Source organism: Enterobacter sp. JH25 (assembly GCF_021725435.1).
In the GTDB taxonomy this organism is placed as follows: domain Bacteria; phylum Pseudomonadota; class Gammaproteobacteria; order Enterobacterales; family Enterobacteriaceae; genus Enterobacter; species Enterobacter intestinihominis.
The window spans coordinates 2,518,073-2,535,110 of the sequence record NZ_CP091319.1; the positions used below are offsets into that span (position 1 = coordinate 2,518,073).

The 17,038-nt window shown below is 50.7% G+C and carries 14 protein-coding genes and 2 tRNA genes; 6 read left to right on the top strand and 10 right to left on the bottom strand.

Annotated features, from left to right (window positions below):
* Positions 1–12: 12 nt before the first annotated feature.
* The 6 genes from oppF to L2Y28_RS12175 all read right to left on the bottom strand — a co-directional run bounded on the left by oppF (position 13) and on the right by L2Y28_RS12175 (position 7,011).
* Positions 13–1,017: a murein tripeptide/oligopeptide ABC transporter ATP-binding protein OppF gene (oppF, locus tag L2Y28_RS12150; RefSeq protein ID WP_022648351.1), complete on the bottom strand. Its 1,005-nt coding sequence runs from the start codon at positions 1,015–1,017 to the stop codon at positions 13–15.
* Positions 1,014–2,027, bottom strand: coding sequence for an ABC transporter ATP-binding protein (locus tag L2Y28_RS12155; RefSeq protein WP_017384234.1), 1,014 nt, complete (start codon positions 2,025–2,027; stop codon positions 1,014–1,016). The genes oppF and L2Y28_RS12155 overlap by 4 nt, the downstream gene beginning before the upstream one ends.
* Positions 2,028–2,038: 11 nt before the next feature.
* The gene (gene oppC / locus L2Y28_RS12160) at positions 2,039–2,947 is read right to left on the bottom strand and encodes an oligopeptide ABC transporter permease OppC (RefSeq protein WP_015570372.1); all 909 of its coding nucleotides are present in this window, start codon (positions 2,945–2,947) and stop codon (positions 2,039–2,041) included.
* 12 nt (positions 2,948–2,959) lie between these two features.
* Positions 2,960–3,880, bottom strand: coding sequence for an oligopeptide ABC transporter permease OppB (oppB, locus tag L2Y28_RS12165; RefSeq protein ID WP_003856738.1), 921 nt, complete (start codon positions 3,878–3,880; stop codon positions 2,960–2,962).
* Positions 3,881–3,962: 82 nt separating this feature from the next.
* Positions 3,963–5,594: an oligopeptide ABC transporter substrate-binding protein OppA gene (gene oppA / locus L2Y28_RS12170; RefSeq protein ID WP_003856736.1), complete on the bottom strand. Its 1,632-nt coding sequence runs from the start codon at positions 5,592–5,594 to the stop codon at positions 3,963–3,965.
* A 769-nt stretch (positions 5,595–6,363) separates the two neighbouring features.
* A complete protein-coding gene (locus L2Y28_RS12175) occupies positions 6,364–7,011 on the bottom strand; it encodes a YchE family NAAT transporter (RefSeq protein WP_017384236.1) in 648 nt (215 codons plus the stop codon).
* Between the two features lie 480 nt (positions 7,012–7,491).
* On the opposite strand from L2Y28_RS12175, the gene adhE reads away from it, so the two are divergent.
* The gene (gene adhE, locus L2Y28_RS12180) at positions 7,492–10,173 is read left to right on the top strand and encodes a bifunctional acetaldehyde-CoA/alcohol dehydrogenase (RefSeq protein WP_022648353.1); all 2,682 of its coding nucleotides are present in this window, start codon (positions 7,492–7,494) and stop codon (positions 10,171–10,173) included.
* A 67-nt stretch (positions 10,174–10,240) separates the two neighbouring features.
* Here adhE and tdk read toward each other — a convergent pair whose 3' ends face one another.
* Entirely contained in the window at positions 10,241–10,855 is a 615-nt protein-coding gene (tdk, locus tag L2Y28_RS12185) for a thymidine kinase (protein WP_032622434.1), read from the bottom strand.
* Positions 10,856–11,405: 550 nt separating this feature from the next.
* Here tdk and hns point away from each other — a divergent pair.
* Positions 11,406–11,819, top strand: coding sequence for a histone-like nucleoid-structuring protein H-NS (gene hns, locus L2Y28_RS12190; protein ID WP_003856724.1), 414 nt, complete (start codon positions 11,406–11,408; stop codon positions 11,817–11,819).
* 201 nt (positions 11,820–12,020) lie between these two features.
* On the opposite strand, the gene galU is transcribed toward hns, so the two are convergent.
* The 3 genes from galU to rssA form a co-directional block, all read right to left on the bottom strand.
* On the bottom strand, positions 12,021–12,926 hold the full coding sequence (gene galU / locus L2Y28_RS12195; protein WP_022648355.1) for a UTP--glucose-1-phosphate uridylyltransferase GalU: 906 nt from the start codon (positions 12,924–12,926) through the stop codon (positions 12,021–12,023).
* A gap of 199 nt (positions 12,927–13,125) precedes the next feature.
* Positions 13,126–14,139: a two-component system response regulator RssB gene (gene rssB, locus L2Y28_RS12200; protein ID WP_022648356.1), complete on the bottom strand. Its 1,014-nt coding sequence runs from the start codon at positions 14,137–14,139 to the stop codon at positions 13,126–13,128.
* 89 nt (positions 14,140–14,228) lie between these two features.
* Positions 14,229–15,131: a patatin-like phospholipase RssA gene (rssA, locus tag L2Y28_RS12205; protein ID WP_022648357.1), complete on the bottom strand. Its 903-nt coding sequence runs from the start codon at positions 15,129–15,131 to the stop codon at positions 14,229–14,231.
* Between the two features lie 113 nt (positions 15,132–15,244).
* Between rssA and L2Y28_RS12210 the strand changes: the two genes are divergently transcribed.
* The 4 genes from L2Y28_RS12210 (at position 15,245) to L2Y28_RS12225 (ending at position 16,954) form a co-directional block, all read left to right on the top strand.
* Positions 15,245–15,709, top strand: coding sequence for a YchJ family protein (locus tag L2Y28_RS12210; RefSeq protein ID WP_022648358.1), 465 nt, complete (start codon positions 15,245–15,247; stop codon positions 15,707–15,709).
* Positions 15,710–15,750: 41 nt separating this feature from the next.
* Positions 15,751–16,593, top strand: a complete 843-nt coding sequence (purU, locus tag L2Y28_RS12215; RefSeq protein WP_003856715.1) for a formyltetrahydrofolate deformylase — start codon at positions 15,751–15,753, stop codon at positions 16,591–16,593.
* Positions 16,594–16,750: 157 nt separating this feature from the next.
* A tRNA-Tyr gene (locus tag L2Y28_RS12220) sits at positions 16,751–16,835 on the top strand.
* A 34-nt stretch (positions 16,836–16,869) separates the two neighbouring features.
* A tRNA-Tyr gene (locus L2Y28_RS12225) sits at positions 16,870–16,954 on the top strand.
* Positions 16,955–17,038: the final 84 nt, after the last annotated feature.

Here is a 17,038-nt window from a genome sequence, read left to right on the forward strand (position 1 = left end):
CAGCCCTTGCGATTATAACGGGTCTACTTTCAGGCAGGAAACCGCATGTCGGAAACTGCCCTCCAGAACCGGCCGTGTTTTTGCACATTCCGGCCCGGCTATTGGGCATCGCGTACGGAATACGCAGCCTGAAGGCGGGTTGATTGGCGAAGGCAGTTCACCTTCCAGAAGCTGAATGGTTTTATTTTTTTCCAGATCGGGATCCGGAACGGGAACCGCAGACATCAGCGCTTTGGTATAAGGGTGCAGCGGATTATGGTACACCTCATCATACGTGCCCAGTTCCACGGCGTGGCCCAGATACATGACCAGCACACGGTCTGAAATGTGTTTTACCACCGCCAGATCGTGGGCGATGAAGATCAGCGACAGCCCCATTTCCCGTTGCAGTTTCTGTAGCAGGTTAACCACCTGGGCCTGGATGGAAACGTCCAGCGCCGAAACCGGCTCATCACAGATAATCAGTTTCGGTTCAAGGATCAACGCGCGTGCGATACCGATACGCTGGCACTGACCGCCGGAAAACTCGTGAGGGTAGCGGTTGATGAGGTTAGGCAACAGACCCACCTTCAGCATCATCGCTTTCACCCGATCGCGAACTTCCTGGCGCGGCATCTTCGGATGATAGGTGCGCAGCGGCTCGGCAATGATTTCGCCAATGGTCATACGCGGGTTCAGGGACGCCAGAGGATCCTGGAAAATCATCTGGATATCACTGCGCACATTGCGCCATTCATCCGGCTTCATCCCCAGCAGATCTTTGCCAAGCCAGGCCACTTTCCCGTCGGTGGCTTTCACCAGGCCGATGATCGCACGCGCAAACGTCGACTTGCCGCAGCCGGATTCGCCCACCACGCCCAGGGTCTCCCCTTCGTACAGGCGTAGCGTGACGCCATCCACCGCTTTCAGGGTTTTGGCAGGCTGCCAGAACCACTGTTTACCGTCTTTGATATCGAAATGGACCTTCAGGTCAGCGATTTCGAGCAGCACATTTCTTTTTTCGTCGATTGCGTTCATACCAGCTCCTCCAGCGGCTTAAAGCAGGCGCGTAGACGGCCTGGGGCAAACGCTTCCAGCGGCGGTGCGCTGTTACAGATTTCCATCGCATGCGGACAGCGTGGCTGGAACGGGCAGCCTTTTGGCAAACGCAGCAGGTTTGGCGGGTTGCCCGGGATAGTCAGCAGCGACTCCCCTTCCGCATCAAGGCGCGGTACGGCATTCAGCAGCCCGATAGAGTACGGGTGGGCTGGCTGGTAGAACACATCGCGGGCATTACCGTATTCCATCGTGCGGCCTGCATACATGACTAACACTTTGTCGCAGATCCCGGCAACGACGCCTAAATCGTGGGTGATCATGATGATGGCGGTGTTGAACTCACGCTTCAGCTCGTTCAGCAACGTCATGATCTGCGCCTGGACGGTCACGTCGAGAGCGGTGGTTGGTTCATCAGCGATCAGCAGTTTTGGCCGGCAAAGCAATGCCATCGCGATCATGACGCGCTGACGCATACCGCCGGAGAACTCGTGCGGATACATGCGCATGCGCTTGCGTGCTTCAGGCATTTTCACCGCATCCAGCATTTTGACGGACTCTTCAAACGCTTCGGCTTTGCCCAGCCCCTTGTGGAGCATCAGCACTTCCATCAGCTGTTCACCCACCCGCATATAGGGGTTCAGGGAGGTCATCGGATCCTGGAAAATCATTGAAATCTGCTCGGCGCGCAGCTTGTTCAGCTCATGTTCCGGCAAATTCAGGATCTCTTTCCCGTTAAACGTCGCCGAACCCCCTATCACGCCGTTTGATGCCAGCAGGCCCATCAGCGCGAATGCGGTCTGGGATTTACCGGAACCGGATTCGCCCACAATGCCCAGCGTTTCACCGGCACGCAGGTCGAAGTTGAGATCGTTAACGGCAGTCACATCACCGTCGGGGGTTTTAAACGTCACGCGGAGGTCTTTAACGTCCAGCAGTGCGCTGGTCCGTTGTTGCGCCTGTGGCGCGGTTGCCGTTTCAATAATGGTCATGACGGCGCTCCTTAACGGTCTTTCGGGTCGAGGGCATCACGCAGGCCATCGCCGATAAAGTTGAAACAGAACAGGGTGACGACCAGGAAGCCCGCCGGATACAGCAGTAACCACGGTGACACTTCCATGGAGTTTGCGCCGTCACTTAACAGAGCGCCCCAGCTACTCAACGGCTCTTGCGTACCTAATCCCAGGAAGCTCAGGAAAGATTCAAACAAGATCATACTTGGCACCAGCAGGGAGGCGTATACCACCACCACGCCCAGCACGTTAGGAACGATATGACGCACCACAATATTGGCGGTAGAAACGCCACCAACCTGTGCGGCTTCGATAAACTCCTTACGTTTAAGGCTCAGCGTCTGGCCGCGCACAATACGCGCCATATCCAGCCAGGACACCATCCCGATCGCCACGAAGATCAGCAGGATATTTTGACCAAAGAAGGTCACCAGCAGAATGACGAAGAACATGAACGGGAAGGAGTTCAGGATTTCAAGCATACGCATCATCACGGAGTCCACTTTCCCGCCGAGGTAACCGGAAAGAGAACCGTAAAGCGTGCCGACAATTACCGCCACCAGCGCCGCTGCGATGCCAACCATCAGGGAGATACGGCCGCCAATCGCCACACGCACCAGCAAATCACGCCCGGAGGAGTCGGTACCGAAATAGTGCCCGGATTCCATATCCGGCGCGCTGGACATCATGCCCCAGTCCGTATCGAAATAGGTGAACTGAGAGAGCATTGGTGCCAGGGTTACGAACAGCGCGATAAGCACCAGCACGACCAGGCTGGCAACGGCGGCACGGTTATGCATAAAACGACGGCGGGCGTCTTGCCAAAGGCTACGACCTTCGACCTCCAGCTTTTCACTGAAGTTTTCCAGCGCCTCGCTGTTTTTCTTACTCAACATCATGGCGTGCTCCAGTTAGTAACGGATTTTCGGATCGATAACGGCATACAGCACATCGACAACGGCATTAAACAGAATGGTCAGCGCGCCCACGAGGATCGTCAGGCTCAGCACCAGCGAATAGTCTCGGTTAAGCGCCCCGTTAACAAACAACTGCCCGATGCCCGGCAGGCCATAAATGGTTTCAATCACCATTGAACCCGTAATAATGCCGACGAAAGCAGGACCCATATAGGAGAGCACCGGTAACAGTGCAGGCTTGAGAGCGTGACGGAAAATAATCCGGCGCATCGGCAACCCTTTCGCTCGGGCGGTACGGATAAAGTTCGAGTGCAGGACTTCAATCATTGAACCACGCGTAATACGGGCGATACTGGCAATGTAGGCCAGAGATAATGCCACCATCGGCAATATCATGAACTTCAGCGCCCCGCCATTCCAGCCGCCCCCGGGCAGCCATTTAAGGGTTATCGCGAATATCATGACCAGCAACGGCGCGACAACGAAGCTGGGGATAACCACCCCGGTCATTGCGACCCCCATTACGGCGTAATCCCATCGGGTATTTTGTTTTAGTGCGGCGATAACGCCCGCAGTGACACCGAGAACAACGGCCAGGATAAATGCAGCAGCCCCTAATTTAGCCGATACCGGGAAGCTGGACGCCACCAGGTCGTTAACGGAATAGTCTTTATATTTGAATGACGGACCAAAATCACCGTGTGCAAGTTGCTTCAGATAGTTGAAGTACTGCGTAGTGATAGGATCGTTTAAATGATATTTCGCTTCGATGTTGGCCATAACTTCTGGCGGAAGCGTGCGTTCACCGGTAAAAGGACTGCCCGGCGCAAGACGCATCATAAAGAAGGAAATTGTAATTAGAATAAATAACGTTGGAATCGCTTCAAGACAGCGACGCAGGATAAATTTCAACATTGCCCGTACCTTCTGGCGTGTGCCTGATGAATGTTACAAAATAGACACAGTGGGGCAAGCTCGCTCGCCCCACGTATTGCCATTAATGCTTGATAATATAAAGATTCTTAACGGAAATATTATCCAACGGGTCTTTACCGGTATAACCCCCTACCCATGGTTTCACGAGGCGGGCGTTAACGTAGTAGTAAACCGGAACGATCGCAGAGTCTTTATCGAGCTGTTGTTCTGATTTCGCGTACAGATCGGCGCGCTGGGCGTCATCTGCCACCTTCAGGGTTTCGCCAATCAGCTTATCAAACGCCGGGCTCTTATAGTGTGCGGTGTTGTTCGAACTGTCGCTCAGCATGGTGTTCAGGAATGAGGTCGGTTCGTTATAGTCCGCACACCATCCTGCACGTGCCACGTCAAAGGTTCCCTGGTGGCGCGTATCGAGGAAGGTCTTCCATTCCTGGTTTTCCAGCTTCACGTTCACGCCGAGGTTTTTCTTCCAGATAGACGCGACGGCAATAGCCAGTTTTTTATGCAGATCGGAGGTGTTGTACAGCAGGCTAAAGGTCAGCGGCTTGTCGGCGGTATAGCCCGCTTCAGCCAGCAGCTTTTTCGCTTCTTCGTTACGTTTTTCCTGGGACCATTTGAACCATTCAGGTTCAACCAGCTTCATACCGTCGGTGTAAGGCGGGGTGTAGCTGTAAGCCGGCAGGTCGCCCTGATTCTTCACTTTATTCACGATAATGTCGCGATCCAGAGCCAGCTTCAGTGCGGTACGAACACGTACGTCGGTGAACGGTGCTTTCTGGTTGTTAATTTCATAATAGTAGGTGCACAGATACGGATCGACGTGAACTTCTTTCGGGATCTCTTTTTTCAGCTTCTGGAACAGTTCAATCGGCATGTTGTTATAGGTCATGTCGATTTCGCCGCTGCGGTAGCGGTTTACGTCCGTTACCTCAGAAGAGATTGGCAGGTAGGTGACCTGATTGATAACCGTCTTGGCATTATCCCAATACTGCGGGTTGCGCTCCAGCACCATACGCTCGTTAACGACCCAGTCCTTCAGCTTATATGCACCGTTGGTCACGATATTCGCAGGCTGCGTCCATTTTTCACCAAATTTTTCTACCGCGGATTTTGGTACCGGAGAAACGGACGGGTGAACCAGCAACTTATAGAAGTACGGAACAGGTTCGCTCAACGTCACTTCAAAAGTGTTGGCATCGATGGCTTTTACGCCCAGGTCGGTTACTGGCTTTTTACCCGTGATGATGTCATCAATATTGGCGATATGGCCATACTGGAGGTAACTCGCGTACGGGGAGGCGGTATTCGGATCCGCCAGACGCTGCCAGCTATAGACGAAATCTTCGGCGGTAACCGGCGTACCGTCAGACCATTTGGCATCTTTACGCAGATGGAAGGTCCAGACTTTAAAATCTTTGTTGTCCCATTTTTCCGCCACGCCCGGAGCCGGGTGGCCGTCTACGTCAGTCACCAGCAGACCTTCAAACAGATCGCGGTTAACGTTAGACTCTGGAACACCTTCAATTTTGTGCGGATCAAGAGACTGCACTTCCGCACCGTTATTACGTACCAGCGTTTGCTTCTCAGCCAGCTGAACACCAGCAGGAACGTCCGCAGCCATTGCAGCGTTGCCCGCGATTAGCGCAGTTAAAATCCCCGCCGCTACCAGACTTTTTTTTGTGATGATGGACATTGTGTTGATACTCCACTCATTATTATGACTGGCCTTCGCCAGTTGTGTAATCCCCTGTTGGGGCCTGTACAGCGCAGGAGTTTTTTTTGCTGCTGTCAGGTTCTTTTTTTACTTCTTGCTATCATCGACTTCATTATTACTGACCGCTCGTACGGCGATCTTGCGTCGATTCTTTACACCTCTCCCCTGTAAGTGAGGTGTGCTGGAAAGCTTAAGTGAGGTCTATATGAAAATAGTTCTCATCAACTTGTTTAATGCCGCAAAATATAAGGCCGGAAAGTACCAAATGGTGCCAACTCTCGCCAATACATTTTGCAAATTTGTTAAGCATTTCTCTTTTACGGAGTCAGGCGTAGCTATGCCGCCGACCACCTTTCACGCCAAAAACAAGTAAAACCCTTACAATACATTCAGTTGTAGAGTTCTCTCGTGACTGGTGCGATGACATGACAAATTCGAACGATTTTTCACGAAAATTTAACATCTGGTTATTATTTAGCACATTCGTCTGGGTCAGCGTCGAAATTACTAATATCATTTCGGTTATCTGTCAGCAAGCCCCAGAGTATCATGTGAGTAAAATAACAGAGCGTTTGAAGGATTTATGGGCAGAGAAGCAAACTGAAAATAAACAACCTCTTGAAAATCAACAAAAGAGGGTTATTAGTAGAACTTATTATGGCTGGTGCGTATTTCAACTTTATTTATATGATTTGCTGATATTCACGTAAAAAAACGGAGCCGCTGGCTCCGCTCTTTCAAACGAAAGTCAGTGTACTAATCCGGGGAATATACTTTTTATACCGGTAACGATAAATTCGATGCCTAACGCCATTAACAACAGACCCATGATACGGGTAATCACGTTGATGCCCGTTTGTCCCAGCAAGCGAACCAGCCATGGCGCCATACGAAATACGCCCCAGCAGCAAAGTGCGAACAGGGCAATGGCGACAGAGAAGCCAATCAGGTGCATCAGGCTGTGATAGCGTGTTCCCCATACAATGGTAGAGCTGATTGCCCCCGGGCCCGCCATCAGCGGCAGTGCCAGTGGCACCACGCCGATGCTCTCGCGGATAGCTGTCTCTGATTTTTCCTGCTTGTTCTGTTTATCCTCCCCCAGCTTGCCGCTGATCATCGACATGGCAATCGTCACCACCAGGATCCCGCCTGCTATTCGGAACGAATCAATCGAGATGCCGAAGACCTGAAGAATGGCGTCCCCCAGATAAAGAGACGTAAGCAAGATAATCGCCACCGACAGGTTTGCCGTCAGGTTGGTTTTATTTCGCGCGGCAGCTGTCTGATAACTGGTCATACTGATGAAGACAGGGATAATCCCTACCGGGTTGACCAGGGCAAACAAGCCAATAAAAAACTTGAAATATGTAGGGAAATCAAAGAGCGTTTGAATCACATTAAGCTCCGCAATTGAGCATGGTCAGGGAGAGACAGCGTGTAATGATAAATCCGCGCTGAAGATACGCTTTTTAGCCGCACACTTCACCAGAAATCTGTTCTAAAACGTTATCAATTCATGATGTTAAACATTTGTATAATCAATGATAGCGCCACTTCCAATAGTTACTTAATTATTTAACACTGGAATAATTAGCACAAAATAACCCTGCTGAAAGGTATCAGCTTAGGACAAAATTGATCTTGATCATAATTTTCGTACTCAGAAGTGAGTAATCTTGATTACGCCGCCAGGGAGATCACCTATCAAAAAGGTATGATGCTAAGGTAAGGCTCTTTTAGTAAATTAGTGAGCGGAAGCAGTGAGTAATCCTTTGTTTTACTGTGTGTTACGCAAGTGGGATCGGCTCTGACTATACTGTCAGACGTATCGAGCGCTGGTTTACTAAAAGAGTTTAAACATTATCAGGAGAGCATTATGGCTGTTACCAATATCGCTGAACTGAACGCCCTCGTCGAGCGCGTGAAAAAAGCCCAGCGTGAATATGCCAATTTCACCCAAGAACAGGTTGATAAAATCTTCCGCGCGGCCGCTCTGGCTGCTGCAGATGCTCGAATCCCTCTCGCTAAAATGGCCGTTGCCGAATCCGGTATGGGTATCGTTGAAGATAAAGTGATCAAAAACCACTTTGCTTCAGAGTATATCTACAACGCCTATAAAGATGAGAAAACCTGCGGTGTGCTGTCAGAAGACGACACTTTTGGCACCATCACTATCGCTGAACCCATCGGCATTATTTGCGGTATCGTTCCAACCACTAACCCAACCTCTACCGCCATCTTCAAATCTCTTATCAGTCTGAAAACACGTAACGCAATCATTTTCTCCCCGCATCCACGTGCGAAAGACGCCACCAACAAAGCAGCGGATATCGTGCTTCAGGCTGCCATTGCTGCGGGTGCGCCAAAAGATCTGATCGGTTGGATCGACCAGCCTTCTGTTGAACTGTCCAACGCCCTGATGCATCACCCGGACATTAACTTAATCCTGGCGACCGGCGGCCCTGGTATGGTTAAAGCAGCATACAGCTCCGGTAAACCAGCCATCGGCGTAGGCGCAGGTAATACCCCTGTTGTGATCGACGAAACGGCAGATATCAAGCGTGCAGTTGCCTCTGTGCTGATGTCAAAAACCTTCGATAACGGCGTTATCTGTGCATCTGAACAGTCTGTTGTCGTGGTTGATTCGGTATACGACGCCGTTCGTGAACGTTTCGCCAGCCACGGCGGCTACCTGTTGCAAGGTAAAGAACTGAAAGCCGTTCAGGACGTGATTCTGAAAAATGGTGCACTGAACGCAGCTATCGTAGGTCAGCCAGCGTATAAAATCGCTGAACTCGCCGGCTTTAGCGTCCCTGCTACCACCAAGATTCTGATTGGTGAAGTGAAAGTCGTTGATGAAAGTGAGCCGTTTGCTCACGAAAAACTGTCCCCGACACTGGCAATGTACCGTGCGAAAGATTTCGATGACGCGGTAGAAAAAGCAGAGAAGCTGGTGGCGATGGGCGGTATCGGCCACACCTCTTGCCTGTACACCGACCAGGATAACCAGCCAGAGCGTGTTGCTTACTTCGGTCAGAAGATGAAGACGGCACGTATCCTGATCAACACCCCTGCTTCTCAGGGTGGTATCGGTGACCTGTATAACTTCAAACTCGCACCTTCCCTGACTCTGGGTTGTGGTTCCTGGGGTGGTAACTCCATCTCTGAAAACGTTGGTCCAAAACACCTGATCAACAAGAAAACCGTTGCTAAGCGAGCTGAAAACATGTTGTGGCACAAACTTCCGAAATCTATCTACTTCCGCCGCGGCTCTCTGCCAATCGCGCTGGACGAAGTGATTACTGATGGCCACAAACGTGCGCTCATCGTGACTGACCGTTTCCTGTTCAACAATGGCTATGCAGACCAGATCACCTCTGTTCTGAAAGCGTCTGGCGTCGAAACTGAAGTCTTCTTTGAAGTTGAAGCTGACCCAACCCTGAGCGTTGTACGTAAAGGCGCTGAACTGGCTAACTCCTTCAAACCTGATGTGATCATCGCACTGGGTGGCGGTTCCCCAATGGACGCCGCGAAAATTATGTGGGTCATGTACGAGCATCCGGAAACCCACTTCGAAGAACTGGCGCTGCGCTTTATGGATATCCGTAAACGTATCTACAAGTTCCCGAAAATGGGCGTGAAAGCGAAAATGATCGCCGTCACCACCACTTCCGGTACCGGTTCAGAAGTGACGCCATTTGCTGTTGTGACTGATGACGCAACGGGTCAGAAATATCCGCTGGCTGACTACGCACTGACGCCAGATATGGCTATCGTTGACGCCAACCTGGTCATGGAAATGCCGAAATCACTGTGTGCGTTCGGTGGTCTGGATGCGGTAACTCACGCCCTGGAAGCTTACGTTTCCGTACTGGCTTCTGAGTTCTCTGACGGTCAGGCTTTACAGGCACTGAAACTGCTGAAAGAAAACCTGCCAGCTTCTTACAACGAAGGTGCGAAAAACCCTGTAGCTCGTGAACGTGTACACAGTGCGGCAACCATCGCGGGCATTGCATTTGCTAACGCCTTCCTGGGTGTCTGTCACTCCATGGCGCACAAGCTGGGTTCACAGTTCCACATTCCTCACGGTCTGGCGAACGCCCTGTTGATCAGCAACGTTATCCGCTATAACGCCAACGACAACCCAACCAAGCAGACTGCATTCAGCCAGTACGACCGTCCGCAAGCTCGTCGTCGCTACGCTGAAATCGCAGACCACCTGGGTCTAAGCGCACCGGGCGACCGTACTGCAGCGAAGATCGAGAAACTGCTGGCATGGCTGGAAAGCCTGAAGGCTGAACTGGGTATTCCTAAATCTATCCGCGAAGCAGGCGTTCAGGAAGCTGACTTCCTCGCTCACGTAGATAAGCTGTCTGAAGATGCATTCGATGACCAGTGTACTGGTGCTAACCCGCGCTACCCACTGATTTCCGAACTGAAACAGATCCTGCTGGATACCTATTACGGTCGTAACTTCACTGAAAGCGATGTCGCTGCCGTAAAAGTTGACATCCCCGCAGTTGTAAAGGCTGACAAGAAAGCGAAGAAAAATGCTTGATTGACAGTGTGAAAAAAACCCGCCGCTGGCGGGTTTTTTTATATCTGAGGATCCGTAAGACATTTTTTTATTTGCGATTGTCGCCCTGTAACGCCGTCAGCGAGCCTACAGCCAGCGCCTCTTTATAGTGCTTGCGGCAGACCGAGACATAACGTTCATTGCCCCCTATCACAACCTGCTCGCCATCAGCATAAGGCTTACCCGACTGGTCCAGGCGAAGAACCATACTTGCCTTGCGGCCACAAAAGCAGATAGTTTTCAGCTCAACCAGCTTATCCGACCAGGCGAGCAGATACTGGCTACCGGCAAATAACTCACCGCGAAAGTCAGTGCGTAATCCATAGCAAAGAACGGGAATATCCAGCTCATCAACGACCTCTGAAAGCGCATGGACCTGCTCACGGGTCAGGAACTGGCTTTCATCTACCAGCACGCAATGGACAGGCTTAGAGGCATGCTGGGCACGAATGTCCTCAAGCAGGTCCGTTTCAGGGTTAAACAGCCTTGCAGGCGACGAGAGCCCTATTCTTGAGCTTACCTTCCCTGCCCCAAAGCGATCGTCGATTTCGGCGGTATAAACAACGGTACGCATCCCCCGCTCCTGATAATTGTATGAGGATTGCAGTAACGCCGTCGATTTCCCTGCATTCATTGCCGAATAGTAGAAATAAAGTTGTGCCATTGGCCGAAGAACCCTAATCAATGTGTAATATTCCCGATGGATCATTGTACCATATTTTGTATTGTCATCAGCGGCGGGCTGCGTGCTCCAGGCTGTTCTGCACCAATAAACTCTTCGTTGATAGCGCAAAATAATGCGTTAAAACAGACAGTAAAGGCTTTTAGCACGGACAATAAGGCGAGCTCGACACCGGAGATAACACTTCTTTTTATAGTGGCTTCTGCAATCTTTAAAATTCACTATTTATTAACTATTCTTCTGTTCGCTGCGCTTAGCCGGAGTAATACGAAAGGCTGATATTTATCAACCGCAACTATAATTCCTGAGGTAAAAGTCACAAAACAAACATGCAAATGACGCGCTTTTGCCGTTTGAAACGATATCTCATCGCCCCAGCAAACAATGAAATTTAAGTTAGCGTAATTAATAATAGCGTCATTAATTTTGTATTTTTTGAATTCCTTACATTCCAACCTATTGCACAAGTGAAATTAACGCTCTATTATTAGGACAACAAACCCACCCCCATTATAAGTTTGAGATTACTACAATGAGCGAAGCACTTAAAATTCTGAACAACATCCGTACTCTTCGTGCGCAGGCAAGAGAATGTACCCTCGAAACGCTTGAAGAGATGCTCGAAAAATTAGAAGTTGTCGTTAACGAACGTCGTGAAGAAGAAAGCGCAGCAGCGGCTGAAATCGAAGAACGTACACGTAAACTGCAACAGTATCGCGAAATGCTGATTGCCGATGGTATCGATCCAAACGAATTGCTGAACAGCATGGCTGCGGCTAAAACCGGTACCAAAGCAAAACGCGCAGCACGTCCTGCTAAATATAGCTACATCGACGAGAACGGCGAAGAGAAAACCTGGACCGGCCAGGGTCGTACTCCTGCTGTAATCAAGAAAGCTATGGACGAACAAGGTAAACAACTGGATGACTTCCTGATCAAGGATTAATCTGGAAAGATTCTGAAAAATCCCGCTTAATGCGGGATTTTTTATGCCCATAATATTCCCCAAACATCTCCTTACATTCTGTCATATTGCCTGGCTCACTATTTAACGTCCTTGACAATCTCCAGCCAATTACGGATCGACAGGCATAAAAAAACCGGTGGGCATCGCCACACCGGTCTTGTTCACTGGTCCGTGAGTTTATTACTTAATACCCACGCTACCTTTGAGCCAGGCTTTAAATTCTTCACCCAGGCTGTTATGGCGAATGCCATATTCGACGAATGCCTGCATATAACCGAGCTTATTACCGCAGTCATGGCTCTTACCTTTCATATGGTAGGCTTCCACGGTCTCTTTCTCGATCAGCATATCGATAGCATCCGTCAGCTGGATTTCATCGCCCGCACCCGGAGGCGTTTTGGCCAGCAGCGCCCAGATTTCAGCACTCAGTACGTAACGGCCAACGACAGCAAGGTTAGACGGCGCGACGTCCGCTTTAGGTTTTTCAACAACGCCAACCATTGGTACGCTTTCACCAGGTTGCAGGGCAACACCTTTGCAGTCAACCACACCGTAAGCAGTCACATCGTCGACTGGCTCAACCATAATCTGGCTGCTGCCGGTTTCGTCGAAGCGTTTAATCATTTCCGCCAGGTTTTCCTGGGAAAGATCGGACTCATACTCATCAAGGATCACGTCTGGCAGAATAACCGCGACCGGCTCATCACCCACTACCGGATGTGCACACAATACTGCGTGCCCCAGGCCCTTCGCCAGGCCCTGACGAACCTGCATAATGGTAACGTGTGGAGGGCAAATAGACTGCACTTCCTCCAGCAGCTGGCGCTTTACGCGTTTTTCCAGCATTGCTTCGAGTTCGAAACTGGTATCGAAATGGTTTTCGATAGAGTTTTTAGATGAATGCGTCACCAGTACAATTTCGGTGATACCTGCCGCAATACACTCATTCACGACATACTGGATTAATGGCTTATCAACCAGAGGCAGCATCTCTTTTGGGATTGCCTTCGTCGCTGGCAACATCCTGGTACCCAATCCCGCCACCGGGATAACGGCCTTTCTGACTTTCGAATTTAGGGCAGCCATTGAAATTCTCCTGAACTGTTCAAGTTTTGAACTTTTATGCATTGAATAACGCGGTGAGTATACAGTCTCAGCCACTAATACGGGTCTGAAAAGAACGCGTTGCCGATCAATTAAGACAAATACGCATGAAACTTGCAGCGATAGTAGCACTGCCAGCAAAAACACAGGTAAAGCAATCTGAAAAATAAAATCTGACTGCTTACTCCGTGGACAACATTAAGCGTAACCGCCCACCGGCACCCCAAATTTGGCACTGCCAGGAGGTGCAGCGATGGCTAATTTGATTAAGGTAAGTATTACCCAACGTTCCCAACGGCACACCGTTACTCACCTGTATATGGTGTTCGCCGGTATTCAGCGTGGCATTTAATCCAGCAGAGGCCAGAATAAGGTTATTCAACCCGCTGTGATAATAGCCAACCAGAAGCGGGAACTGCCCCGGCAAATTGGCCTGGCGAAAAAGTTGGTTGACCTGTTTTAGTAAACTGCCTAACTCAGGAAGTCGTTGCCCCTGATGAGATAATTGTTCCTGTAGCAATCCATTAAACAGCGCACGGAGTAATAAGGCCGCCAGAACGCCGTTATCTCCCGCTCGGGTAACATCCAGGCAATAAAAAGCGAGGTCGGAATCTGATAGCGGCGCAATATCCAGCACCAGTCCAGGCTGGTCAGCCGCTACCAGCTGGCGATAATTTACTCTGCAATGAGAGATATTTTGCTGCACCGGCGGCTGAAGTTCCTGAAGCAGCTTCGCGGCCGCGAGCGGATTACTGACTAAAGCATCCCAGTCCTGGAAAAGACGTTCTTCTTCTTCCACCCGGGAATTAAACATATTGGGATACAGGCAGGCCAACACCGTTTCACGCAGTCGGTTTAAATCTTTAACCGGTTTGAGCAGGATATCCTGCACACCCAAACGCAACGCCTTAGCAATATCCGCCATATTTTCGGTTGCCGAGATCACCAGTATCGGTGTCTGATAACCTTCGTTACGCAGGTTTTCCACCAGCATTAATCCGTCCATGCGCGGCATCTCGAGATCGCAGATCATCAGATCAGGCGCCATGCTGGCCATTTTTTCCAGTGCCTCGACGCCATCTTCGGCAAGGGACGTGGTTGCACCCAGTGAGGATAACCACGAATCCAGTAGCGATCGGAAAACGGGCTCGTCTTCTACTATCAAAATATGTTTTCCGGCCAATGGCTGTGTCATGGTTCCTCCCCTGGCTGACAGTTACTCAATAGTGGCATGCTATTGGTACTATCGCCTGTCAGATTTTGCTGAAGTAATCAAAAAAGTGCTTAACGTGCTGTACGCACAAAAGGCAACAGTTCATCTATTTTCTTTTCGACGGCTAACGAGCCCGCTGCTATGGCGGCCTCAGCCCGGTGGAAATCAAGGGTAGAGATTTGTGGACAATAGGGCTGAATAAGAATATCCGGAGGATCGCCAGCCATACGGTTTCGCTTCAGGCGATTCTCAAGAATTTGAATGGAGGTCGTCATGATTTCAATGGCGTTCGGCGCGGTCACCGTGCGACGGGCAGTCAGGCGCCCTATTCTGCCGCGTAAACGCGCATGCCAGGCAAGTTTCTCTTCTTCCGCATCATCGCTCTGAAGATTAACCGGCATCAAATCCTGCTGCATAAGGTGAGCGTCGTGCTGTAAATCCACTGCAATGACGATATCTGCCCCCATGGCGCGCGTCAGAGAGATGGGGACAGGATTCACCACGCCACCATCAACGAGCCAGTAGCCATTATGAGGCACAGGCGCCATTAACCCAGGCATGCTACAGGATGCGCGAACGGCGAGATGAATATCCCCTTCGGTGAGCCATAACTCCCTGCCCGTACTGAGGTTGGTTGCAACGGCGCCGAAAGGCATTTGGCAGTGGCTGAAGTCAGCGAGGGGCATTATCTTACGAAACTGATTGAATACGCGTTCGCCGCGCAGCAGGCCGCCACGCTGCCAGGAGAGATCCATCAGGCGCAGTACATCCCAGTAACTAAAGGAGCGCACCCAGCTTTCAAGCTGCGGGAGCTTACCGCAGGCGTACGCGGATCCGACCAGCGACCCGATAGAACATCCTGCGACAATATCAACGTCAATCCCCATCTGGTTTAAGGTATTGATAACGCCAATATGTGACCAACCCCGGGCTGCACCTGAGCCCAACGCCAGTCCAATTTTTACCTTTCTCATTAGCCCTGTTTTACTTCCCCTGGATTCCCGACATAGCGTCAACGCACCTGCTCAGTTAACATATTGCTACCTTAAGCGTTTAACGCCTTATTTTTTGTTCCAGGAAGAGAATCGTGTCTCAACTCTGCCCCTGTGGTAGCGCTCTGGAGTATAGCCTATGTTGCCAGCGATATCTTTCTGGCGAGCAGGTTGCACCAGACCCGTCACACCTTATGCGCTCGCGGTATACTGCTTTTGTGATCAAAAACGCAGACTACCTGATTAAAACCTGGCATCCGTCCTGTGATGCTGCCGATTTTCGGCAAGAGATTGAAGCCGGATTTGCCAACACCGTCTGGCTGGGCCTTACCGTCTTTGATGCCGCTCCCGGCCGCGATGCCAACGAGGGCTATGTCAGTTTTGTCGCCCGCTTTAGCGAACAAAACAAACCCGGCGCCATCATTGAACGCTCACGGTTCTTAAAGGACAGCGGGCAATGGTATTATATTGACGGCACACGTCCGCAATTCGGTCGTAACGATCCCTGCCCCTGTGGTTCAGGAAAAAAATTTAAAAAGTGTTGCGGCAGTAATGCCTGACAACTCAGACTTCGCAAATACATAAACAGGATTTCCCGGCGATGCAATCATTACAACGTAAAGTTCTGCGCACTATCTGTCCCGATCAAAAAGGACTGATCGCACGAATTACCAACATTTGCTACAAGCATGAACTGAATATCGTGCAGAACAACGAGTTCGTTGACCACCGTACCGGTCGCTTCTTTATGCGTACCGAGCTGGAAGGTATTTTCAACGACACAACCCTGCTTGCCGATCTGGACAGCGCCCTGCCGGAAGGCTCGGTGCGCGAGCTAAACCCGGCGGGTCGTCGCCGCATTGTCATTCTGGTCACCAAAGAGGCGCACTGCCTGGGCGATCTGCTGATGAAAGCCAACTACGGTGGCCTGGACGTCGAAATTGCCGCCGTCATTGGCAACCACGAGACGCTGCGTACGCTGGTTGAACGTTTCGACATTCCGTTTGAACTGGTCAGCCATGAAGGTCATACCCGCGAAGAGCACGACAACCTGATGGCTGCTGCGATTGAAGCGCATAACCCGGACTACGTGGTGCTGGCAAAATACATGCGCGTGCTGACGCCATCCTTCGTGGCGCGCTTCCCGAACAAAATTATCAACATCCACCACTCCTTCCTGCCAGCCTTTATTGGCGCGCGTCCGTACCACCAGGCATACGAGCGTGGGGTGAAGATCATTGGCGCAACCGCGCACTACGTGAATGATAATCTGGACGAAGGCCCAATCATCATGCAGGACGTGATCCACGTGGATCACACCTACACGGCAGAAGATATGATGCGAGCTGGCCGTGACGTTGAGAAGAACGTACTGAGCCGTGCGCTTTATCAGGTACTTGCTCAGCGCGTCTTTGTGTACGGCAACAGAACGATTATTCTTTAATCCTTCGGAAAATGAATTGATTAGCTTTACGCCTTTACGGATAAAAAGCAGGCAAACAGCTTCATTTTCCTAAAGGAATGCTTTACAGGGGCGTCTCATTTGATATGATGCGCCCCGCTTCCAACAGGAAGCAGGCCAGTTAAAAGCATTACCCCGTGGTGGGGTTCCCGAGCGGCCAAAGGGAGCAGACTGTAAATCTGCCGTCATCGACTTCGAAGGTTCGAATCCTTCCCCCACCACCATCTCCAGCTTTACTTCAAAATATGAATTACCCCTGGTGGGGTTCCCGAGCGGCCAAAGGGAGCAGACTGTAAATCTGCCGTCATCGACTTCGAAGGTTCGAATCCTTCCCCCACCACCATCACTTCCAGATTCTTTAGCACTCTCCAAAAGCACAATGCCCCTTGGTTCTCCCATGCGGGGAAAGATGAGAAGCTTCGACCAG

What these genes read in the sequence shown, in the direction of transcription:
- oppF (WP_022648351.1), bottom strand. Translation starts at nt 1,017, where the DNA reads ATGAACGCAATCGACGAAAAAAGAAATGTGCTGCTCGAAATCGCTGAC.
- L2Y28_RS12155 (WP_017384234.1), bottom strand. Translation starts at nt 2,027, where the DNA reads ATGACCATTATTGAAACGGCAACCGCGCCACAGGCGCAACAACGGACC.
- oppC (WP_015570372.1), bottom strand. Translation starts at nt 2,947, where the DNA reads ATGATGTTGAGTAAGAAAAACAGCGAGGCGCTGGAAAACTTCAGTGAA.
- oppB (WP_003856738.1), bottom strand. Translation starts at nt 3,880, where the DNA reads ATGTTGAAATTTATCCTGCGTCGCTGTCTTGAAGCGATTCCAACGTTA.
- oppA (WP_003856736.1), bottom strand. Translation starts at nt 5,594, where the DNA reads ATGTCCATCATCACAAAAAAAAGTCTGGTAGCGGCGGGGATTTTAACT.
- adhE (WP_022648353.1), top strand. Translation starts at nt 7,492, where the DNA reads ATGGCTGTTACCAATATCGCTGAACTGAACGCCCTCGTCGAGCGCGTG.
- tdk (WP_032622434.1), bottom strand. Translation starts at nt 10,855, where the DNA reads ATGGCACAACTTTATTTCTACTATTCGGCAATGAATGCAGGGAAATCG.
- hns (WP_003856724.1), top strand. Translation starts at nt 11,406, where the DNA reads ATGAGCGAAGCACTTAAAATTCTGAACAACATCCGTACTCTTCGTGCG.
- galU (WP_022648355.1), bottom strand. Translation starts at nt 12,926, where the DNA reads ATGGCTGCCCTAAATTCGAAAGTCAGAAAGGCCGTTATCCCGGTGGCG.
- rssB (WP_022648356.1), bottom strand. Translation starts at nt 14,139, where the DNA reads ATGACACAGCCATTGGCCGGAAAACATATTTTGATAGTAGAAGACGAG.
- rssA (WP_022648357.1), bottom strand. Translation starts at nt 15,131, where the DNA reads ATGAGAAAGGTAAAAATTGGACTGGCGTTGGGCTCAGGTGCAGCCCGG.
- purU (WP_003856715.1), top strand. Translation starts at nt 15,751, where the DNA reads ATGCAATCATTACAACGTAAAGTTCTGCGCACTATCTGTCCCGATCAA.